This window comes from Haloarcula montana (genome assembly GCF_035666295.1).
In the GTDB taxonomy this organism is placed as follows: Archaea; Halobacteriota; Halobacteria; order Halobacteriales; family Haloarculaceae; genus Haloarcula; species Haloarcula montana.
Map to the genome: position 1 here is coordinate 263,084 of NZ_CP142027.1, position 18,076 is coordinate 281,159.

Annotated in this window: 16 protein-coding genes; 8 read left to right on the forward strand and 8 right to left on the reverse strand. The window is 65.1% G+C overall.

What is annotated here, in order from left to right; translation table 11 throughout:
- From VJ109_RS01355 to VJ109_RS01370, 4 genes are all read right to left on the reverse strand, one after another.
- Positions 1-816 carry an ATPase gene (locus VJ109_RS01355; protein ID WP_324758473.1) on the reverse strand — a complete coding sequence of 272 codons (816 nt, stop codon included), beginning with the start codon at positions 814-816 and terminating at the stop codon, positions 1-3.
- Positions 813-1,082 carry a DUF5827 family protein gene (locus tag VJ109_RS01360; protein WP_324758474.1) on the reverse strand — a complete coding sequence of 90 codons (270 nt, stop codon included), beginning with the start codon at positions 1,080-1,082 and terminating at the stop codon, positions 813-815. The genes VJ109_RS01355 and VJ109_RS01360 overlap by 4 nt, the downstream gene beginning before the upstream one ends.
- A 93-nt stretch (positions 1,083-1,175) precedes the next feature.
- Entirely contained in the window at positions 1,176-1,787 is a 612-nt protein-coding gene (gene sod, locus VJ109_RS01365; protein WP_324758475.1) for a superoxide dismutase [Mn], read from the reverse strand.
- Positions 1,788-2,211: 424 nt separating this feature from the next.
- Entirely contained in the window at positions 2,212-3,615 is a 1,404-nt protein-coding gene (locus tag VJ109_RS01370; protein WP_324758476.1) for a cryptochrome/photolyase family protein, read from the reverse strand.
- Between the two features lie 90 nt (positions 3,616-3,705).
- Here VJ109_RS01370 and VJ109_RS01375 point away from each other — a divergent pair, with 90 nt between their 5' ends.
- Together VJ109_RS01375 and VJ109_RS01380 are read left to right on the forward strand one after the other, a co-directional pair.
- A complete protein-coding gene (locus VJ109_RS01375) occupies positions 3,706-4,500 on the forward strand; it encodes an enoyl-CoA hydratase/isomerase family protein (RefSeq protein WP_324758478.1) in 795 nt (264 codons plus the stop codon).
- Positions 4,501-4,571: 71 nt separating this feature from the next.
- Positions 4,572-5,084 (forward strand): winged helix-turn-helix domain-containing protein, encoded by a 513-nt coding sequence (locus VJ109_RS01380; protein ID WP_324758479.1) that lies wholly within the window; start codon positions 4,572-4,574, stop codon positions 5,082-5,084.
- A 37-nt stretch (positions 5,085-5,121) separates the two neighbouring features.
- On the opposite strand, the gene VJ109_RS01385 is transcribed toward VJ109_RS01380, so the two are convergent.
- Positions 5,122-5,403 (reverse strand): UPF0058 family protein, encoded by a 282-nt coding sequence (locus tag VJ109_RS01385; protein WP_276220923.1) that lies wholly within the window; start codon positions 5,401-5,403, stop codon positions 5,122-5,124.
- A 71-nt stretch (positions 5,404-5,474) separates the two neighbouring features.
- Positions 5,475-5,690: a ribbon-helix-helix domain-containing protein gene (locus VJ109_RS01390; protein ID WP_276220921.1), complete on the reverse strand. Its 216-nt coding sequence runs from the start codon at positions 5,688-5,690 to the stop codon at positions 5,475-5,477.
- A 230-nt stretch (positions 5,691-5,920) separates the two neighbouring features.
- Between VJ109_RS01390 and VJ109_RS01395 the strand changes: the two genes are divergently transcribed.
- Positions 5,921-7,255, forward strand: coding sequence for an isochorismate synthase (locus VJ109_RS01395; RefSeq protein ID WP_324758481.1), 1,335 nt, complete (start codon positions 5,921-5,923; stop codon positions 7,253-7,255).
- The gene (gene menD, locus VJ109_RS01400; protein ID WP_324758482.1) at positions 7,252-9,021 is read left to right on the forward strand and encodes a 2-succinyl-5-enolpyruvyl-6-hydroxy-3-cyclohexene-1-carboxylic-acid synthase; all 1,770 of its coding nucleotides are present in this window, start codon (positions 7,252-7,254) and stop codon (positions 9,019-9,021) included. The genes VJ109_RS01395 and menD overlap by 4 nt, the downstream gene beginning before the upstream one ends.
- 17 nt (positions 9,022-9,038) lie before the next feature.
- On the opposite strand, the gene VJ109_RS01405 is transcribed toward menD, so the two are convergent.
- Positions 9,039-9,491, reverse strand: coding sequence for a UPF0179 family protein (locus VJ109_RS01405; RefSeq protein ID WP_276220915.1), 453 nt, complete (start codon positions 9,489-9,491; stop codon positions 9,039-9,041).
- Positions 9,492-9,523: 32 nt separating this feature from the next.
- Positions 9,524-9,901 carry a DUF5820 family protein gene (locus VJ109_RS01410; protein ID WP_324758483.1) on the reverse strand — a complete coding sequence of 126 codons (378 nt, stop codon included), beginning with the start codon at positions 9,899-9,901 and terminating at the stop codon, positions 9,524-9,526.
- Between the two features lie 436 nt (positions 9,902-10,337).
- Here VJ109_RS01410 and VJ109_RS01415 point away from each other — a divergent pair, with 436 nt between their 5' ends.
- The 4 genes from VJ109_RS01415 to VJ109_RS01430 are packed head-to-tail and all read left to right on the forward strand — an operon-like array spanning position 10,338 to position 18,026.
- Positions 10,338-12,410, forward strand: a complete 2,073-nt coding sequence (locus VJ109_RS01415) for a PrkA family serine protein kinase (RefSeq protein ID WP_324758484.1) — start codon at positions 10,338-10,340, stop codon at positions 12,408-12,410.
- Positions 12,410-14,692: a PrkA family serine protein kinase gene (locus VJ109_RS01420; protein WP_324758485.1), complete on the forward strand. Its 2,283-nt coding sequence runs from the start codon at positions 12,410-12,412 to the stop codon at positions 14,690-14,692. Before VJ109_RS01415 ends, VJ109_RS01420 begins: the two co-directional genes overlap by 1 nt.
- The gene (locus VJ109_RS01425) at positions 14,683-15,996 is read left to right on the forward strand and encodes a YeaH/YhbH family protein (RefSeq protein ID WP_324758486.1); all 1,314 of its coding nucleotides are present in this window, start codon (positions 14,683-14,685) and stop codon (positions 15,994-15,996) included. The genes VJ109_RS01420 and VJ109_RS01425 overlap by 10 nt, the downstream gene beginning before the upstream one ends.
- Positions 15,993-18,026: a SpoVR family protein gene (locus tag VJ109_RS01430; protein ID WP_324758487.1), complete on the forward strand. Its 2,034-nt coding sequence runs from the start codon at positions 15,993-15,995 to the stop codon at positions 18,024-18,026. Before VJ109_RS01425 ends, VJ109_RS01430 begins: the two co-directional genes overlap by 4 nt.
- Positions 18,027-18,076: the final 50 nt, after the last annotated feature.

The window sequence follows — 18,076 nt, forward strand, 5'->3', positions numbered from 1 at the left end:
TCAGTCGAAGGCGGTCGCCAGCAACGCGTCGTAGGCGTGGTCGTAGGCGTCGGCGACGGCGGCCGGGTCCGACTGCGTCTCGCCGTCCAGTGCAGGGAGTCTCACCGCGCCGACAGCGTCGATCAGGTCGACGACGCTGTCGACGCGCTGTTCGAGCTGGCCCTCCTCCGGGCTGCCGGTGGCGATCTCGCAAGCTTTCGCGTAGCGACGGCCGTCGTAGAACCGCGCTCGGCCGGGCTCGACCACGGCGACGGCGTCGGGTTCGAACCCCTGGAGCGGCCGCGCCACGTCGCCGTAGGATTCGACGACTGCGCGGTCTTCCGCCGCGATGTCCTCACCGATGTCGGCCAGCGCCTCGGCGTGCATCGCCTGCATGAGGTCGTTGAAATCCGGGAGGGAGGTGACCCGTGGCGCCGCCGTCAGCTCCAGTCGGTCGGTCAACGCTTCCGGGAGGTCGACGGTGCCGTTGACGACGAACTCGCCGTCCACGTCGGCTCCGACCCTGTCGACGACGAACTGCTGGTCCTCGCGGCCGAGGATACCTGTCCCACCGCCCGGCGAGGGATGCCACAGCCGGTGGATGGGGTTGATCTCCTCGGGGACGACCTCCCCGGGCGAGGCCGCGGCCAATCGTTTGGCGTCTTTGCCGAACAGCCGGCCCTGTTCGGTCGCGTAGACGACGTCGTCCTGATCGAACCAGTAGTTGTTGCCCGCTCTGGGCTTGAACCCCCGAGCGTCGGTGTGTTCCAGCAGTCCGACGGAGAAGGTCGTCTTCCCGGCGTCGACACGGTCCGCACCGGCGACGAGGAGCTTCATGAGTCCGCGAGCCCGTAGAGTCCGACCACGTCCTCGTCGTCCGGTTCGGCAAAGACCAGCGCGTCCTGATTGTAGATCATCCACGGGATGGCCCAGTCGATGAAGACCGACTCGTTGAAATCGCTCAACTCCGCATCGGCGGGCAACCCCTGGAGCAGACGGGCCAGTTCCGGGATGGTGTAGAGCTTCTCCGGGTCGAGTACGTCATCGGGTTCGTGTAACTGGAAGGGGAGAATCTCGTCGAACTCGTCTTTGTCGGCTGGCATACTCCTCGGTTGGCCGAGCGCGTGGGTAAATCTCTCGGAGTCGGCGTGGTCGCCACTGAAGGACTCGCGCAATAAAAATGCAGGTGGGGAGCGTTACTCGAAGTGCCCGACTGCGGTCTGGTACTGATCCGCGACCTCGTCCCAGTCGACGACCTCGAAGAAGGCGTCGATGAAGTCGCCGCGGGCCGGACCGTAGTCGTAGTAGTACGAGTGCTCCCAGACGTCGAGGGCCAGGATGGGGTGTGAACCCCAGAGCGCGCCCTGGTCGTGCTTGTCGACGGCCACGTTGCGCAGTTGCTTGGCAACGGGGTCGTAGACCAGCAGCGCCCAGCCACCGGCGGCCGAGGCAGCTGCCTCGAATTCGCCCTTCCAGCCCTCGTAGGAGCCGAAGTCCTCCTCGATACGGGCCAGCAGGTCACCCTCCGGCTCGCCGCCGCCGTTGGGGTCCATGTTGTCCCAGAACAGCGTGTGGAGATAGTGCCCACTGCCGTTGTGGGTCACGTTTCCGATCGCGCCGGCCGAGGAACCGAAGTTCCCCGACTCGCGGTTCTCGGCGAGTGTCTTCTCGGCGGCCTCCAGGCCGTTTACGTATCCCTGGTGGTGGGTGTCGTGATGCCAGGTGAGGACCTGCTCGGAGATGTGTGGCTCCAGCGCGTCGTAGTCGTACGGGAGCGGTGGAAGCTCGGGTTCGGAATGTTCAGTCATAGGAAATTCCTCCATTCCTTCAATGGTCCGGCGCCCTGTTAAACGTTAGGAGCGCCACGATATCACACCACATGCACCCGCCGCCGTCCGGCGGTTCCGTCGACCGAGATACCGGCAGGCATCGCCGGAGGTGCTCTTGATCCGGACGGGGTTCCGATATGTCGGATGAGCCACTCAATCGCGTCCCGTCGGCGTCGGGGAATTACCCGGGTGTCCTCGTCAACAAGGGGGTCCTCGCTGGCGCGTACGCGTCGCCCGCTCCGCGGTTCGTTCCTCACCGCTCCGCCGAGAGCCGACGCTTACGCGTCGCTCGCTCCACGCCTCACTTCTTCGCCGTTCCACCTCGATGCCTTCGCTAGCGCTCAGGCATCGCCTCTCGCTCGCTCCGCGGTTCGTTCCTCACCGCTCCGCCGAGAGCCGACGCTTACGCGTCGCCTCTCGCCCGCTCGAACATCTCGATCGCCTCCTCCCGACGGGTGGAGTGATCGACGACCGGGTCGGGGTACTCCGGGGCGGCGTTGCGCCGCTGGGTCAGCGACGCCTCGTGCCACTCGTGGATGATCTCCGGGTCAGTGTCTTCGAGTTCGGGGACGTATCGTTTGATGTACTCGGCGTCCGGGTCGTACCGTTCGCCCTGTGTCATCGGGTTGAAGATCCGGAAGTACGGCTGGGCGTCGGTCCCCGTCGAGGCCGCCCACTGCCAGCCGCCGTTGTCGTTTGCGGTGTCGTGGTCGACGAGTTTCCGTCGGAACCAGTCGTAGCCGTGTCGCCAGTCGATGAGCAGGTCCTTCGTCAGGAAGGAGGCGACGATCATCCGGACGCGGTTGTGCATGTACGCCTCCTCGCGGAGTTGTCGCATCCCGGCGTCGACGATAGGGTAGCCCGTCTCGCCGTCCTTCCAGGCCTGGAGATGGTCCTCGTCGTGGTCCCACTCGATGGGGTGGTCGTACTCCTTGTAGTTGGCCGTCACCACGTCGGGGCGGTCGAACAGGACCTGTGTGTAGAACTCTCGCCAGGCGAGCTGTGACAGGAACTCCTCGACGGACTCCTCGCGATCGCTCCCGGGTTCGACCGCTTGTCTGGCAGTCCGGGTCTCCGCGTACACCTCTCGGATGCCGATAGTGCCGAACTTCAGGTGGGCCGAGAGCCGGGACGTACACTCGTCGGCGGGGTAGTCCCGGCGGTCGTCGTAACGGTACACGTCGTCGTCGAGGAACGCGGCCAGCAGTTCTCGGGCGTGTTCGGTCCCCGCCGATGGAATGTCGGCCTCCGGAGCCTGGAAGCCGAGGTCGGTCAGGGAGGGGAGCGGGTCGCTTTCGACGGATGCCAGCGCGTCGGCGGCCGGCGGGTCGTACGGATCGGCCTTCTCGCGGTCCTGCCACTTGCGCCCGAAGTAGGTGAACACGCTGTAGGGGTCGCCGTCGTTGGTCGTGATCTCGCCGGGTTCGTGGAGGACGGCGTTCTGGACCGCCGCGCGTTCGACGCCGGCGTCGTCGAGTTCGCGTCGGACGGCCGCGTCCCGCTCGCGCGCGAGACCAGTGTAGTCTTTCCCCCAGGTGACGGTCTCGGCACCGTACTCCCGGGCCAGATCGGGCAGGACCTCGCGTGGATCACCGCGAGCGACGACCAGGTCGCTGTCCCGCTCGCGGTACCACCGTCGTAGGCTGTCGAGTGCGTCGAGCATGAACGCCACGCGGGGCGGCGCTCCGTGATCCAGCACGTCCTCATCGAAGACGAACACGGGGACGACGGGGTCGTCCGCGTTCGCACGAGCGAGCCCCGCGTTGTCGGCCGCCCGCAGATCACGCCGATGCCAGTGAAGGCGCATACAGACCACTCGTCCCCGCCCCTTCAAAAGGTACTACCAAACCACTGTGGGGACACCAACGTTTTGCCCGGTCCGGGATTCCACAGGAGTATGTCGACCGACCCAGTGCTCCGCTCGATCGACGACGAGGTCGCCACCGTCACGCTGAACCGGCCGGACGTTCGCAACGCGCTCGCCGAAGACACGGCAGTGGCGCTGGCAGATGCCTTCGGAGAGATCGAGGACAGCGACGCCCGCTGTGTCGTCGTCGAGGGAGCGGGCGAGGCGTTCTGTGCCGGTGGCGACATCGAAGCGATGATCGAGGGTGTCGCCGGCGACCATCCGGTGGCCGAGCGGATCGAACTCATTCGTTCGGCGATCAACGGGGCCATCAAGGCCGTCCACGACTGTCGCTTGCCGGTAGTCGCGGCCATCGATGGAGCGGCCTACGGTGCCGGTGCGGGGCTGGCACTGGCTTGTGACGTACAACTGGCCAGTCCCGACGCGAAGATCGGGTTCGGGTTCCGGCGGGTCGGCCTGGCGATCGACTCGGGCGTCTCGTACTTCCTGCCCCGTCTCGTCGGGCCGAACAAGGCCAAAGAGCTCGTGTTCACGGGCGAACTGCTGGATGCCGACACCGCTCGCGAACTCGGCATCTTCACGCGGCTGTTCGAGGGCGACGCGTTCGAGGAGGGCGTCGACAACGTGGTCGCCGACATCGCGGCCGGGCCGACGGTCGCGTTGACACAGGCCAAGCGGCTGCTGGATCGAGGGACCGAACTGTCGTTCGAGCAGGCGCTGGACCGGGAGGTCACTGCACAGGGGATCGCTTTCACGACCGACGATCACGAAGAGGGAGCGACCGCGTTCATGGAGCAACGCGACCCGGAGTTCGAGGGTCGCTGACCCACAAGGGTTTCAGACGCCGTTTCCCCACTGAGCGTAACTATCAGGAGCCTTCCCACTGCAGATACCGTATGACCTCTGAGATGCCTGACTGGGAGTTCAAGGAGCGAGACGTCTACATCCTCCGTGAACTCGCGGCGGACCCACAGCGATCGTCGCGTGAGTTGGCCGACATTCTGGACGAACAGTACGGGATCGACGTCTCACACGTGACCGTCAGCGAATCGATCCGGGAGATGCGTGACGCGGGGGTGTTCAGGGAGGCGATCGTCCCCAACGAGTCGCTGTTCAACTTCGCGCTGTTCGAGTTCAAGTTCAACCCGGAGCACTTCGCCGACGCCTGGCACGACGCGATGGTCTACATCCGGGACGACCGCCACACGCTCTTCTATTTCCTCTCGGACGGGACCTACCAGTGGAAGTCGGTGATGATGTTTCCCAGCCGTCAGGCCGAGTCGAAGTGGATCCACGAGTTCTACAAGCGACACGGCAACGTCATCCAGAACGTCCGCAACTCCGTCGTCCACAACGTCCTGAAGTTCCGGACCGATCCGGAGCTGTTCACCGAGTTGACCGCAGAGTAGAAGAGCGCACAGAAGTAGAAGAGCGCACGCGGGCGGACTACAGTTTCCGCTCGGCGTCCTCGGCGAGTTCCTTCATGCGCTTGCCGACACGGCCGGCGTCGGAGAACTCGTCTTCGCTCATCGCGGTGGCTAGCCCGTTCCCGAGGACGAACACGGCGTGCTTGTGCTCGCTCTTGGATTTATGGACATCCGACGGACTGACATCGAGTTCGTCGTACTGATCGAAGAGACTCGGATCGACCGAATCCATCTCGTCGCGGAAGTACTGCATGATGGTGACCATCTGCTCGTGTAACTCCAGAAGCTCGTCTTTGTGCATCGTTGTCTTCTCTATGTGACGGGACGCGTATAAGAATTACTTGGGAAGAGCTGACAGAGTGTCACGTCCGTTCAGAAGACGTACTCGTCGTCGTGTCCCATCATCCCGTCCTCTTCGAAACCCGGTTCCTCCTCCTCGTCCTGTGGCCCGGACGTCTTGTACGCTTTCAACCCGGTCGACAGCAAGTCTTCGATTGCCTCCTCGCGGTTGAGGAACTCACCCTGGTCGACGAGTTGAGCGATCTGCATCTCCAGATGTTCCGGGATCGTGATCTCTACCTTTGGCATCGCTCTGTAGGCTGGTTCGAGCAAGCCATATTTAAACCTGACGGGGGTATGTTTCGGAAATACCCAGACACTATCTACGAACCGAAACTAATGTTTTCAGTCTATAATCAAGAGTTTTCGAAAACAGTATCGGATGTGCCGGTTGTGGGCGACCCGTTCACCGGACTGAGCCCGTCCAGACGGGGTGGGTATAGTTAGGCTCAAAGGTACGGAACCCTAATCCGTGGTCGATGGAACCACTGCGTGGTGAGGAAGTGACGGTTGCCGAGACGACAGTCACCACACGTGGGTGTCCCGTCGACCACGCACCGGTGCGAACGGTCCTCGATACGGACACCCGACCTCGGTTCGCGTGGGCGACAGGAACTGAAACGATCGCGGCCAGGGGTGCGGCTGCGACGATCACCGGCAGCGGCGGCTCACGGTTCGGCGACGTGCGGACAGCCGCTCGTACGTTGTTCGACGACCACGACGTCCCGGAGACGCTCCCGAGCGTCGCCCGGCCGCGGCTGTTTGGCGGGTTCGCCTTCCACGACGGTGATCACGACGGGGAGTCCCCCTGGGAGGGGTTTCCCGGTGCAGGCTTCTTCCTTCCGGCGGTCCAGCTGACTGTCCGTGACGGCGACGCCTGGCTGACCGTCTCTGCGACGGGGCCGGAAGCCGACCGGACGGCCGACGAGCGGCTCGCGGCGTGGCGAACGGAACTGTCGACGCTCGCCGACGAGCCGCAGTCCGAACCGCCGGGAATCGCCGGGCGCGAACGGACCCCATCCCAGTCGGCCTGGCGGCGGCAGGTCCGGGCGGCCATCGAGAAGGTCGACCGCGGGGACCTCCGGAAGGTGGTCCTCGCACAGGCGCTTCGGGTCTCGCTCGAAGCGGAGCTCTCGGTCCCGGACGTACTCGCCCGGCTGGCCGAGACCTACCCGGACTGTTACCGGTTCATGTTCTCCCCGGTCGACGCGGGGACGTTCTTCGGCGCGACCCCCGAGCGGTTGGTCTCGGTCCGGGGCCGGACAGTCAGAACCGAGGCACTGGCGGGTTCGACCGGTCGGGGAGACACGCCGGCCGAAGACGAGTGGCTGGCGAAGGAACTCCTCGAAAGCGAGAAGGACCGCCACGAGCACCAACTGGTGGCCGACGCGATCCGCGACCAGTTGGCGCCGTTCGCGACCTCGATCCGGACCGGCGAACGGACCGTCCGACGGCTCGCGACAGTCCAGCACCTCCGGACCTCGATCACCGCCGAACTCGGCGACGACGAACACGTCCTCGACCTCGTCGAGGCGTTACACCCGACACCCGCCGTCGGCGGGCTTCCGCCCGACGCCGCGCTGCGGACGATCCGCGATACCGAGGCGTTCGACCGAGGGTGGTACGCCGCACCGATCGGCTGGCTCGACGGCAGCGGCAACGGGACCTTCGCCGTGGGAATCCGCTCTGCGGTCGCCCGGGACCGGACCGCGACCCTGTTTGCCGGGGCCGGGATCGTCTCCGACAGCGACCCCGACCGCGAGTGGGACGAGGTCCAACTGAAGTACCGGCCGATGCTCGACGAACTCGAATGAGTCACCCGAACGTCAACACGCTCTGGGCGGAGACACTCGTCGCGGAGCTGGTCGCCGGCGGCGTCGAAGCCGTCTGTGTTTCGCCGGGAAGCCGGTCGACGCCGCTGACAGTAGCGTTCGCCGAACACCCCGATGTCACCGTCTTCTCGCATCTCGACGAGCGTTCGTCCGCGTTTTTCGCGCTTGGACGGGCACGCCGAACCGGCCGGCCGACGCCGCTTGTCTGTACTTCCGGCACCGCGGCAGCGAACTTCCACCCGGCCGTGATCGAGGCCGACCAGGCCGGCGTCCCGATGCTCGTGTTGACGGCCGACCGCCCCCCGGAACTCATCGACAGCGGCGCCAACCAGACCGTCGACCAAGAGAAGCTGTACGGCGACGCCGTCCGGTGGTACCGCGACATGCCCGAACCGGAGGCCGAACCGCGCAAGGTCAGGATGCTCAGGACCACCGCGGCGCGGGGGCTGGCCGCCGCGACCGCCGCCGATAGCGGGCCGGTCCATCTCAACTGCCGGTTCCGGAAACCGCTGGAACCGACGCCGGTCGCGGCCGACGATCCGGCAGGCGTCCCCGACGACTGGGACGAGCGTGGCCTCGCTGCCGGCGGTCGGGACGGACCGTTCGTCACGACGAGCCACGGCGTGCCGACGCTCGACGAGTCGGATCAGCGGCGCCTCTCCGAGATCCTGGCGGCGGCTGACCGGGGCCTACTCGTCGCCGGCCCCGCCCACGACGGCCTCTCGGCCGAGGGGTTGAGGGCACTGGCCGACGCCACTGGCTTCCCGGTGCTGGCCGATCCCCTCTCGAACCTGCGCTTTGGTCCCCACGTCGACGCCATCGATGCGCCGGTGTGTGGCGGCTACGACGCGTACCTCGGCAGCGATGTGGCCCGCGAGTGGCCCGACCCGGAGGTCGCCGTCCGCTTCGGGGCCTCGCCGACTTCCAAGCCGCTGCGACACTACCTCCGGGACGCGGACTGCCGGCAGTTCGTCGTCGACCCGGCCGGCGGCTGGCCGGAAGCCGAGTTCACGGCGACCGATCTCCTGATCGCCGACGAGGACGCGACGGCACGGGCGGTCGCCGAGGACGTGGAGACCAGCCCCCCCGAGGGATGGACGGAGCGGTTCGCCGACGCCGAGACGACCCACTGGAGCGTGGTCGAGGAAACCCTGGCCGATACCTACTGGGAGGGGGGCGTGCTGGCCGACGTGACTGCCACGGCACCGGACCCGGCGACGGTGTTCGTCTCCAACAGTATGCCGATCCGCGACATGGACCGGTTCGGCCGGCCACGGCGGGCGGATCTGACGGTGCTCGGTAATCGCGGGGCGAGTGGCATCGACGGCATCACCTCGACCGCACTGGGGGCCGGCAGCGCCACCGAGGACCCGCTGGTGCTGGTGACCGGCGACCTAGCGTACTACCACGACATGAACGGGTTGCTGGCGCTGGGTCGGTGTGGGGTCGATGCGACCATCGTCCTCGTGAACAACGACGGGGGCGGCATCTTCCACATGCTCCCGATCGCCGATCACGAGACCTTCGAGTCGCAGTTCAGGACCCCACACGGGTTGGAGTTCTCGCCGACCGGTGCCCTCTACGACCTCTCGTTCGAGCGGGTATCCGACCGGGCGTCGTTCGTCGCGGCGCTGGAGGAATCGGTCGGATCGGTGGGGACGCGGGTCATCGAAGTTCCCTTCGACGCCGGGAGCAGTCACGCAGTCCGGGACGACCTCGAAGCGGCCGTCGGCAGTCGGCTGAACTGAGACGACCTGGTGTCGTCTCAGGCGTCGTCGGGCGGTTCGAACTCCACCAACGTGAGATCCCGGTCCAGCAGACAGAAGTCGTGTGGCGGGTCGCCGACGATCGAGTCGATCCGGTACTCCTCGTCGAAGTCCGCCCCGGCGGGCTCGCAGTACCGGTGGCTCGGACATTCAGTGTGGGGACACGGACCGGCCAGCGTTGCGGCGCTGCCAGCGTAGGCGCCTTTCGTCGGGACGTTCGCTTTGACCGGGGCAGGCTCGACCTCGACGGCACGTACCCCGTCGTCGTGGACCGCACAGTCCAGGGTCTGGCCGCTCTGTCGGAGGTCGGTGATGCGGTACCGGCGACCCTCGGTGAGGTTGAGACACTGATCCCGGTACGGACACCCCTCACACCCGCTCGCTTCGCCGTGGTAGACGAACTCTTCGCCGACGGACGCGAGCCGAGTGCCGACGAGCGTTACCGTACTCATGGGGACTTGTAGACCACCAGGAGAGTTAAACGTCAGGAACGGCCGGTCCGGTCGTCGAGTTCGGCCAGGTACTCCTCGCGGGGGACCTGGTACAGCGATCGGTAGTCGATCTCGCCGTTCGCGAACCGGTTGGCCAGGTCGACGGCGCCGGCGACTGCGCTCTCGCGGTCGTCGTAGCTGTCGGCGTCTCTCTCGACCTCCGGCTCCAGATAGAGGGTGACGTACCAGGCCTCGCCGGCGCGCTGAGCGCCCGGTCGGCGGGTCCGCCTCCCGCGGGTGAGATAGATCGTCGGCAGACAGGGCGCGGGGAAGTCGTGGCTGTCGAAGACGTCGGGGCGGTAGACCAAGACCACCTTCTCGTCGGTCTCGTTCCAGACAGTCCACTCGTCGTCGAGGTCCGCGAATCCCATGCCCGGAAAAACGGTCCGACAGTCAATAATCCAGTGATCGACGGGTGGGGTATTTAAATCCTAACGAACGGACGTGCTGTGTGGTACCACGACCCCTCTTCGCAGTCTCCGCATTAGACCCGATATCGGGGTGTAAAGATGCGGTGTTTTATGGGTTACGGAGACAACTTTTTAAGTGTGAATCACTCATACAATAAATAGTATCGGAAACAGTCGCGCACTGTCAGCCGTTCACAGCCCGGGTGGAGTCGGCCCCGTCTCCCCCGTCGAAGACAAACAATGCCATGGGACTACGACCGGCCCACTCGGACGGGCCGAGTGCCGCCCGCTCGCACGCACGCCGAGCACGGCGGGCCTTCCGTTACCGACACGCTACCGCGAGCGATCCCCGCGGCGTCTGGTGGTACTGACCGCGAGACGGACTCACTGTGATAGCATGAGCAAGAACAAAGAGACACTGGAAGCGTTGAGCAAGGAGTACCGGGACACGATACCAGCCGACCTCCGGAAGTCGAAATCGTTCGATTGGTACTTAGAGCAGTTGTACGACGAACCCCGGATCGCCCGGAACGCTCACCAGCGGGTGGCGGACATGTTTGACTACTACGGGACCGAGTACGACAAGGAAGCCGGCGTCGTCGAGTACGAACTCGCCAGCCAGGACCCGCTGAACGACGGCGAGAACACGTTCTACGGCCGGGTCGTCCACGAGGCGATCCACGAGTTCGTCAACAAGGTCAAATCCGGCGCTCGTGGCCTGGGTCCACAGAAGCGGATCAAACTCCTGTTGGGACCGGTCGGGTCGGGGAAGTCCGATTTCGACCGCCAGCTACGGCGGTACTTCGAGAACTACACCCGCCGTGACGACGGCCGGATGTACACCTTCCGGTGGACGAACCTCTGTGATGTGGTCGACGACCAGGACCCGGCCGACGACATCGTTCGTTCGCCGATGAACCAGGACCCGCTGGTCTTACTCCCCCAGGAGCAACGCGACAGAGTCATCGAGGACATCAACGAGGAACTGGACGCCCCCTACACGATCCGCAACGAGCAGGCGCTGGACCCGGCAAGCGAGTTCTACATGGACGAGCTGCTCGCGTACTACGACGACGATCTCCAGCAGGTCCTGGAGAACCACGTCGAGATCACCCGCTTCGTCGCCGACGAGAACCGGCGGCGCGGCATCGAGACCTTCGAGCCCAAGGACAAGAAAAACCAGGACGAGACGGAACTCACGGGCGATGTCAACTACTCGAAGATCGCCATCTACGGGGAATCTGACCCACGGGCGTTCGACTACTCCGGGGCGTTCTGTAACGCCAACCGCGGCATCTTCTCCGGCGAGGAACTGCTGAAACTCCAGCGGGAGTTCCTCTATGACTTCCTGCACGCCTCCCAGGAGCAGACGATCAAGCCCAAGAACAACCCCCGGATCGACATCGACCAGGTGATCGTCGGCCGGACGAACATGCCCGAGTACCGGGACAAGAAAGGCGACGAGAAGATGGAGGCGTTCAACGACCGGACCAAGCGCATCGACTTCCCGTACGTCCTCCAGTACGAAGAGGAGTCGAGAATCTACCGGAAGATGCTCCGCAACGCCGACCTCCCGGACATCCAGGTCGAACCCCACACCCTGGAGATGGCCGGGCTCTTTGGCGTGTTGACACGCATCGAGGAACCCGACACCTCCTCGATCGACCTGGTCCAGAAGGCCAAGGCCTACAACGGCGAGATCGACGAGGCTGACGACATCGACGTCAAGAAGCTCCGAGACGAGGCCGAGAAGACCGCCGACATCGGCGAGGGGATGGACGGGGTCTCCCCGCGGTTCATCGGCGACGAGATCGCCGAGGCGATCATGGACTCGATGCACCGCGACCGGCAGTTCCTCTCGCCGCTGACGACGTTCAACCACTTAGAGGGGAACCTTGAGAACCACGGCTCGATCGCCGAGGAGAACTTCGAGGAGTACTACCGCTATCTCGAACTCGTCCGCGAGGAGTACAAGGAGCGGGCCATCGAGGACGTGCGCCACGCCCTGGCCTACGACATGGACGAGATCCAGCGCCAGGGCGAGAAGTACATGGACCACGTCATGGCCTACATCGACGACGACACCGTCGAGGACGAACTCACCGGCCGCCAGCAGGAGCCCGACGAGCAGTTCCTGCGCTCGGTCGAGGAGAAACTCAACCTCCCCGAGGACCGCAAGGACGACTTCCGCCAGGAAGTGTCGAACTGGGTCTCCCGGCGCGCACGCGAGGGAGACACGTTCCACCCGCAGGACAACGACCGACTGCGCCGCGCCCTGGAACGCAAACTCTGGGAGGACAAGAAACACAACATCAACTTCTCGGCGCTGGTCTCCAGCGGCGAGATGGACGACGACGACCGCAACCAGTGGATCGACGCCCTCATCGAACAGGGCTACTCCGAGGAAGGCGCCAAGGAAGTCCTGGAGTTCGCCGGCGCCGAGGTCGCAAAGAGCGAAATGGAAGAGTGATGACAGGCGAGGAGTACATCGGTCGGGCGGACGACTCGCTGGACCAGGCCTACGAGGCCCCGATGAGCCTGGCCGAGTACGTCGACCAACTCCTCGAAACGCCGGAACTGGCCGCTCACGCCTCGAAGTACCTGCTCGACGCCATCGAGGCGGCCGGGACACGGACCGTCATCGAGGAGGGCGAGGAGAAAGAGCGGTATCGCTTCTTCGACGACCCCCACAACGACGGCGAGCACGCCATCCTCGGCAACACCGACGTGCTCAACGCCTTCGTCGACGACCTGCGGTCGATCGCGGCCGGCCGGGGCAAAGACGAGAAGATCATCTGGCTCGAAGGCCCCACGGCGACCGGGAAATCGGAGCTCAAGCGGTGTCTCATCAACGGCCTGCGCGAGTACTCGAAGACGCCGGCGGGCCGGCGCTACACCCTTGAGTGGAACGTCGCCGGTGCGGGCGGCACCGACTCGGCGCTGACCTACGGCGACCAGCCCATCGCCGACGAGGACGACTGGTACGAGAGCCCCGTCCAGGTCCACCCCCTGACGGTGTTCCCCGAGGACGTCCGCCGGGACCTGCTTTCGACGCTGAACGAGCGGCTCGACGACCACATCCCGATCCGCGTCGAGGGCGACCTGGACCCGTTCTCCCGGGAGGCCTACGACTACCTCGAAGAGCAGTACCGCCGAAGCGGGACGGCGGACCTGTTCTCGGCGGTGACGGCGCCGGCCCACCTCCGGGTCAAGAACTTCGTCGTTGACGTGGGACGGGGCATCGGTGTCCTCCACTCCGAAGACGAGGGGACGCCCAAGGAGCGCCTCGTCGGCTCCTGGATGCACGGGATGCTTCGCGAACTGGACTCCCGCGGTCGGAAGAACCCCCAGGCCTTTAGCTACGACGGCGTCCTCTCGCAGGGCAACGGACTGCTGACGGTCGTCGAGGACGCCGGCCAGCACGCCGACCTGCTCCAGAAACTGCTGAACGTCCCCGACGAGAGCCACGTCAAACTGGACAAGGGGATCGGGATGGACATCGACACGCAACTCATCATCATCTCGAACCCCGACCTGGAGGCACAGCTGAACCAACACGCCGACCGTGAGGGCCAGGACCCGCTGAAGGCGCTCAAACGGCGACTGGACAAGCGGGAGTTTACTTACCTGACGAACCTCTCGCTTGAGGCCCAGTTGCTCCGGCGGGAGTTGACCGACGAGACGAGCGTCTGGGACCCCGACTCCTGGGAGCAACTGGAGCGCTGGATACAGGAGCCACTGACCATCTCGGTCCGGGACGAACTCGCCGGCGTGACCGAGAAGGAACTCGCGCCCCACACGATCGAGGCGGCGGCGCTGTACGCCGTCGTCTCGCGGCTCGACGACCACTCGGTCCCGGACGGGCTGGATCTGGTGGACAAGGCGCTGCTGTTCGATCGTGGCTACCTGATGGAGGGCGACGAACGGGTCGAGATCGACGACTACGACCTGGAGACGACCGCCAGAGACGGCGACCACGGGATTCCGGTCACCTACGTCCGGGACGTGGTCGCGGACCTGCTCCACGAGACACAGGACCGCCACCACCCCGACCTCCCCGTCGAACACGTCGTCATGCCCCGTGACGTGCTCAACGCCGTCGCCGAGGGAATGCGCGAGGCGCCGGTGTTCTCGGTCAACGAGGCCAGTGAGTACGAGGAGCGAGTCGTGGCGGTCAAGAACTACGTCTTCGGCCGGCAGGAACAGGACGTGCTGGACGCGATGATGCGGGACAAGCGTGTCGACGAGGCGACCGTCGAGGCCTACATCGAGCAGGTCTACGCCTGGGAGTCCGACGAGCAGATCGTCAACGACCGCGGCGAGTACGTCGACCCGGACCCCCTGGAGATGAAAGTCTTCGAGATCGAACATCTGGGCCGGTTCGACGAGAAGAACTACGCCGGCAACGAGCCCGACGAGGCCGTCAAGACGTTCCGCACCGACAAGATCATCACGGCGCTGAACCGCCACGCGTGGCAGCGCCGGGACGAGGAGTTCCAGGTCGGCGACGTCTCGCCGACGGAGATCCCCGTCATCAACACCGTCCTCGGGCGCCACGACTGGGACGATGTCGAGCGGACCTTCGAGGATTTCGACCCGCGGCAGTGGGACGCCCCACCCTCGGGGACCGAGACGGCCCGACTGAAAGCGCAGACAATCACCAACATGGTCGAGTTACACGACTACAGCGAGGCGTCGGCCGAACTGACGAGCCGACACGTGATGAACCAGGTGAGCTACAGATGGGATTGAGAGACGACCTCGAACGGTACCGCGAAGTGGGCGAGCAGCGCCGGCAGGACCTCGCCGAGTTCATCCAGTACGGTGACCTCGGTCAGTCACGGGACGACGAGGTCCGCATCCCCATCAAGATCGTCGACCTCCCGACGTTCGAGTACGACCAGCGGGACAAAGGCGGCGTCGGGCAAGGCGAGGGCGCCCAGCCGGGCGACCCCGTCGGGCAGCCACAGCCCCAGCCCGGCGACGGCGACGAGGACGGCGACCCCGGCGAGGAAGGCGGCGACCACGAGTACTACGAGATGGACCCCGAGGAGTTCGCCCAGGAGTTAGACGAACAACTCGGCCTCGACCTGGAGCCGAAAGGCAAGAAGGTCATCGAGGAGAAAGAGGGCGATTTCACCGACATGACCCGGACGGGGCCGTCCTCGACGCTGGACTTCGAGCGGCTGTTCAAGAAGGGGCTCAAGCGCAAGCTGGCGATGGAGTTCGACGAGGACTACGTCCGCGAGGCACTGAAAGTCGAGGGGTGGGGGCCACAGTCCGTCTTCGAGTGGGCACGCGAGAACAACATCCCCGTCTCGAAAGCCTGGATCGAGGACGCCTACGGAGAGCTCTCCAGCGACGAGAAGAGCCAGTGGGAATCCATCGAGGAGATGGAAACGGCGGTCGACCAGGTCACGACCGCCCAGCGCATCCGCCGGGACGGCGTCGACGAAGTCCCCTTCCGTCGGGAGGACGAACGGTACCGCTACCCGGAAATCGTCGAGGAACGGGAGAAGAACGTCGTCGTCGTCAACATCCGGGATGTCTCCGGGTCGATGCGCCAGCAGAAACGGGAACTCGTCGAACGAACGTTCACGCCGCTGGACTGGTATCTCCAGGGGAAATACGACAACGCCGAGTTCGTCTACATCGCCCACGACGCCGACGCCTGGGAGGTCGACCGCGAGGAGTTCTTCGGCATCCGCTCGGGCGGCGGGACCCGCATCTCCAGCGCCTACGAACTCGCCGCGGCCGTCTTAGAGGAGGAGTACCCCTGGAGCGAGTGGAACCGATACGTCTTCGCCGCCGGCGACAGCGAGAACTCCAGCAACGACACCGAGGAGAAGGTGATCCCGCTCATGCGGGAGATCCCAGCGAACCTCCACGCCTACGTGGAGACCCAACCGAGCGGCAACGCGATCAACGCCACCCACGCCGAAGAGGTCGAACGGAGCTTCCGGGACGCCGACAACGTCGCTGTCGCGTACGTCTCCTCGCCGGAGGACGTGGTCGACGCGATCTACGAGATACTCAGCACGGAGGAAGACGAATGAGCACCGACGACAGGATCACGAAACAGCGCATCGCCGCCGATCTCGAAGCACACGTCGCGGAGGCGAGCAACCTGGCCGAGAAGCTCGGGCTCTCGCCGTACCCGGTCAACTACTGGGTCGTCGACTACGACGAGATGAACGAACTGATCGCCTACGGCGGGTTCCAGCGGCGGTACCCCCACTGGCGCTGGGGGATGCAGTACGACCGCCAGCAGAAACAGACCCAGTTCCTCGGCGGGAAGGCCTTCGAGATCGTCAACAACGACGACCCGGCCCACGCCTTCCTCCAGGAATCGAACACGCTGGCCGACCAGAAGGCAGTCATCACCCACGTCGAAGCACACGCTGATTTCTTCGCGAACAACGAGTGGTTCCGGATGTTCGCCGACGGGATCACGAGCGGTAGCGAGGGCGAGCGGCGAGTCCGCAGCCCCGAGGCCGCGGAGATGCTCTCCCGGCACGCCGATACCATCCGGGAGTACATGCAAGACCCCGACATCGAGCGCGCGGCGGTCGAGCGGTTCATCGACCACGTCCTCTGTCTGGAGGACAACATCGACCAACACGAACCGTACGCGCCGGTCGAGACCGGCCCCGAGGAGTTCGAGGAACTGGAGGGCGTCGACGTCGCCGACCAACTCGACGAACTGGACCTCTCGGACGAGGTCAAACGGCAGGTCTTCGACGACGAGTGGCTCGACGCACAGAACGGCGACGATGACGGCGTCTCCTTCCCCGCCGAACCGGAGAAAGACATTCTCGGGTTCCTGCGAAAGCACGGGAACCGCTACGACGAGGACACCGAGAAGGCGACGGAGTTCACCGACTGGCAGCGGGACCTGTTGGAGTTGTTGCGCCGGGAGGCGTACTACTTCGCGCCACAGAAGATGACCAAGGTGATGAACGAAGGATGGGCCAGTTACTGGGAGTCGGTGATGATGACCGACGAGAACTTCGCCGGCGACGACGAGTTCGTCCTCTATGCCGACCACATGTCGAAGGTGCTGGGCTCGGGCGGGCTCAACCCCTACAGCCTCGGGCTGGCGATCTGGCAGTACGTCGAGAACACCGAGAACCGGCGGGAAGTGATCGAACGGCTCCTGCGGACCGAGGGGATCACCTGGCGGAACTTCCACGACGTGGTCGACTTCGCGGCGGTCCAGGACCAGCTCGAACCCCCAGCCTGGTTGACCGACGTGCCGGGACACCTCGACGACCTCGACTCCGAGGACCCCCGCGTCGACGCCGACGGACTGGCGGCCGCTCAGGACGACGAGTTCGACCTGGGGACCTACCCCTGGAAGGTGCTGACCTACGAGGGACTCTGTGAACGCCACTACTCCCTGGTCCGGCCGCAGAACCGCGGGTTCGTCTCGAACGTCGGCCAGGAGGAACTGGAACGGGTCTCGCGGTATCTGTTCGAACAGGACCGATACGACGACATCGAGGCGGCGCTGGCGGACGTCGACTACACCAGCGGCTGGGACCGCATGCGGGAGGTCCGCGAGAGCCACAACGACGTGACCTTCCTCGATGCGTTCCTGACCCAGGAGTTCGTCGACAGCAACGACTACTTCACCTACGAGTACACCCACGCCTCGGGCGATTATCGGGTCACCTCGACCGACCACGAGGACGTCAAGAAGAAGCTGATGTTGCAGTTCACCAACTTCGGCAAGCCGACCATCGTCGTCGAGGACGGCAACTACCGCAACCGCAACGAACTGCTGTTGGCCCACCAGTACAACGGCGTCATGCTCGACATCGAGCAAGCCAGCGACGTGCTCAAACGGGTGTTTGAACTCTGGGGCTACCCAGTGAACCTCCTGACGATCGTCAAGGAGTTCGACGACCACGACGTGGAAGTCGCGAAACGCCGGGACCGCGAACCGGAACCCGAACCGGTCGGCAAGCGCATCCGCTACGACGGCGAGGCGGTCACCGTCGAGACGACCGACTGGTCGGAGGTCGAACACCTCACCGCGACGGACATCGACTACGACACGAAACCCGACGACTGGCTGGCCTGAGTCAGTTCGTTCGTGCCGGTTTCCATGGCAAAGCTACTCACGGGGGCGGC

What these genes read in the sequence shown, in the direction of transcription:
- VJ109_RS01385 (WP_276220923.1), bottom strand. Translation starts at nt 5,403, where the DNA reads ATGCACAAAGACGAGCTTCTGGAGTTACACGAGCAGATGGTCACCATC.
- VJ109_RS01375 (WP_324758478.1), top strand. Translation starts at nt 3,706, where the DNA reads ATGTCGACCGACCCAGTGCTCCGCTCGATCGACGACGAGGTCGCCACC.
- VJ109_RS01405 (WP_276220915.1), bottom strand. Translation starts at nt 9,491, where the DNA reads ATGAGTACGGTAACGCTCGTCGGCACTCGGCTCGCGTCCGTCGGCGAA.
- menD (WP_324758482.1), top strand. Translation starts at nt 7,252, where the DNA reads ATGAGTCACCCGAACGTCAACACGCTCTGGGCGGAGACACTCGTCGCG.
- VJ109_RS01415 (WP_324758484.1), top strand. Translation starts at nt 10,338, where the DNA reads ATGAGCAAGAACAAAGAGACACTGGAAGCGTTGAGCAAGGAGTACCGG.
- VJ109_RS01370 (WP_324758476.1), bottom strand. Translation starts at nt 3,615, where the DNA reads ATGCGCCTTCACTGGCATCGGCGTGATCTGCGGGCGGCCGACAACGCG.
- VJ109_RS01355 (WP_324758473.1), bottom strand. Translation starts at nt 816, where the DNA reads ATGAAGCTCCTCGTCGCCGGTGCGGACCGTGTCGACGCCGGGAAGACG.
- VJ109_RS01380 (WP_324758479.1), top strand. Translation starts at nt 4,572, where the DNA reads ATGACCTCTGAGATGCCTGACTGGGAGTTCAAGGAGCGAGACGTCTAC.
- sod (WP_324758475.1), bottom strand. Translation starts at nt 1,787, where the DNA reads ATGACTGAACATTCCGAACCCGAGCTTCCACCGCTCCCGTACGACTAC.
- VJ109_RS01395 (WP_324758481.1), top strand. Translation starts at nt 5,921, where the DNA reads ATGGAACCACTGCGTGGTGAGGAAGTGACGGTTGCCGAGACGACAGTC.
- VJ109_RS01420 (WP_324758485.1), top strand. Translation starts at nt 12,410, where the DNA reads ATGACAGGCGAGGAGTACATCGGTCGGGCGGACGACTCGCTGGACCAG.
- VJ109_RS01360 (WP_324758474.1), bottom strand. Translation starts at nt 1,082, where the DNA reads ATGCCAGCCGACAAAGACGAGTTCGACGAGATTCTCCCCTTCCAGTTA.
- VJ109_RS01390 (WP_276220921.1), bottom strand. Translation starts at nt 5,690, where the DNA reads ATGCCAAAGGTAGAGATCACGATCCCGGAACATCTGGAGATGCAGATC.
- VJ109_RS01410 (WP_324758483.1), bottom strand. Translation starts at nt 9,901, where the DNA reads ATGGGATTCGCGGACCTCGACGACGAGTGGACTGTCTGGAACGAGACC.
- VJ109_RS01430 (WP_324758487.1), top strand. Translation starts at nt 15,993, where the DNA reads ATGAGCACCGACGACAGGATCACGAAACAGCGCATCGCCGCCGATCTC.
- VJ109_RS01425 (WP_324758486.1), top strand. Translation starts at nt 14,683, where the DNA reads ATGGGATTGAGAGACGACCTCGAACGGTACCGCGAAGTGGGCGAGCAG.